Origin of the sequence: Pseudomonas sp. NCIMB 10586 (assembly GCF_023127895.1) — a bacterium.
In the GTDB taxonomy this organism is placed as follows: Bacteria; Pseudomonadota; Gammaproteobacteria; order Pseudomonadales; family Pseudomonadaceae; genus Aquipseudomonas; species Aquipseudomonas synxantha_A.
Window position 1 is genome coordinate 1 of record NZ_SPKQ01000034.1, and the last position, 1,246, is coordinate 1,246.

At 53.8% G+C, this 1,246-nt stretch carries 2 protein-coding genes; both read right to left on the reverse strand.

Annotated elements, in window-relative coordinates; genetic code table 11:
• Positions 1–38: 38 nt before the first annotated feature.
• Positions 39–875, reverse strand: coding sequence for an IS3 family transposase (locus tag E4P01_RS13180; RefSeq protein WP_248130063.1), 837 nt, complete (start codon positions 873–875; stop codon positions 39–41).
• Positions 872–1,177: a transposase gene (locus E4P01_RS13185; RefSeq protein ID WP_248130062.1), complete on the reverse strand. Its 306-nt coding sequence runs from the start codon at positions 1,175–1,177 to the stop codon at positions 872–874. The genes E4P01_RS13180 and E4P01_RS13185 overlap by 4 nt, the downstream gene beginning before the upstream one ends.
• Between the last annotated feature and the right edge of the window lie 69 nt (positions 1,178–1,246).

Here is a 1,246-nt window from a genome sequence, read left to right on the forward strand (position 1 = left end):
TGAACTGGTCCAGTGATTTCGGACATTCTTTTCGGTTTTCACGCCGCTAGCTTTTCCGCCGCTATCGGTGAGTGGTAACCGTTGTAACTGTGGCGCCTTACGCTGTTGTAGCGCGCCACATATCGGTTGATATCTGCCCGAGCTTCGTACTCCGAGCTGTAACCTTTCTCGGGCACCCATTCGGACTTCAAACTGCCAAAAAAACGCTCCATCGGGGCGTTATCCCAGCACTGGCCTTTTCGACTCATGCTCTGCTTCAGCTCATGTGCCTGCAGTTCAGCCCTGAATTTATGGCTGGTGTACTGGCAGCCCTGATCGGAATGAAACAGCACACCTTTAGGCCGCCCTCTCAATTCAACAGCCATGCGCAGTGACTCACTTGCCAGCGTCGCATCAGCGACCAGTGAATACGACCATCCCACCACTCTGCGGGCAAACAGATCCAAAACGACCGAGAAGTAGAGCCAGCGCTTACCGAGCTGGATATAGGTAATGTCCGCGCACCAGACCTTGTTGATGTCAGCTACGTAGAACTCGCGCTCCAACTCATGCTCAGCCACCAAAGACTCCACGCCTGACGATTTGTATTTGTGGGGCCTGCGTTGGCGGCTGGCAATCCCGGCTTCCTTCATCAAGCTGCGAGCCATGTAACGCCCCACCTGATGGCCTGCACCTCGCAGGTCTTCAGAGAGGGTTCGTGCTCCAGCCGATCCTCTTGAGGCCTTGTGGTACTTAACTAGAACAACCTTGAGCGCTTCGCGCTTCAGGTTGATTTCCCCCTGGCGCTGACGCCAGGCGTAATAGCTGCTGCGGTTGACTTCAAAAACGCGGCAGCAATCTGTAATGCCGTACTGTTCGCCTAGCTCGCTGATCAGAGGGAATGATCTTTGGAGTCCAAAAGCAGGAGAACACTGGCCTTTTTTAGAATTTCGATATCCCGATCTTTCTGCCTGAGCAGGGCCTGGAGTTCCTGAATTTTCTTCTGGTCGGCAGTAATCGCCTTGGTGCCAGCCATCGTGGATCCGGTGCGCTCTTTGCGCACCTGCTCGACCCAACGACGCAAAGCCGTAGGGCCGATATCCAAACTGGTGCAAATTTCGGGAACAGACAGGTTTTGATCAAGCACCATGCTGACGGCGTTGAGTTTGAACTCGCTGGAATAGGACTTTCGCATCATCTGCACACCTTAGGTTTGGGCGCCATCATAGCGCCCTATTGATGTGTCCAAATTCATTAGGCCAGTTCA

What these genes read in the sequence shown, in the direction of transcription:
- E4P01_RS13185 (WP_248130062.1), bottom strand. Translation starts at nt 1,177, where the DNA reads ATGATGCGAAAGTCCTATTCCAGCGAGTTCAAACTCAACGCCGTCAGC.